The following is a 452-nucleotide window of genomic DNA, read 5'->3' on the forward strand; positions in this document are numbered from 1 at the left end:
TGGCCCCGAAATAAACGGCGTGCGTTATTTAATGGATTAACCGGGAATATGCTGATGTCTGTAAATACTGAAACCGCCCCCGCGCAGGGGCAGACCGCTGTACTGGAAAAAGAGAGCGTTTACGCCTCCCTGTTTGACAAAATCAACCTGACCCCGGCTTCCCGCCTGGGCGATATTAACGACTTTCTGGATGATGCCGCGCTGTCCGACGCCCCGGCGGGCGAACGACTGACGGCGGCGATGCAGGTGTTTATGGACTGCATCCGTCAGTCCGGAAAGACCGTGGAGAAGCTCGACAAGACCCTGATTGACCACCATATCGCGGAGCTGGACTATCAAATCAGCCGCCAGCTGGACGCGGTGATGCACCATCCTGAGTTCCAGAAGGTGGAATCCCTGTGGCGCGGCCTGAAGCAGCTGGTGGACAGCACCGACTACCGCCAGAACGTCAA

At 57.3% G+C, this 452-nt stretch carries 1 protein-coding gene; it reads left to right on the top strand.

The window, feature by feature from the left end; all coding sequences use genetic code 11:
- Nucleotides 1–54: 54 nt before the first annotated feature.
- Nucleotides 55–452: type VI secretion system contractile sheath domain-containing protein (locus FQK12_RS03340; RefSeq protein ID WP_186711174.1), on the top strand; the 398-nt coding region annotated here is incomplete at its 3' end.

It is taken from the genome of Klebsiella sp. ME-303, assembly GCF_007910085.1.
Classification (GTDB): Bacteria; Pseudomonadota; Gammaproteobacteria; order Enterobacterales; family Enterobacteriaceae; genus Klebsiella; species Klebsiella michiganensis.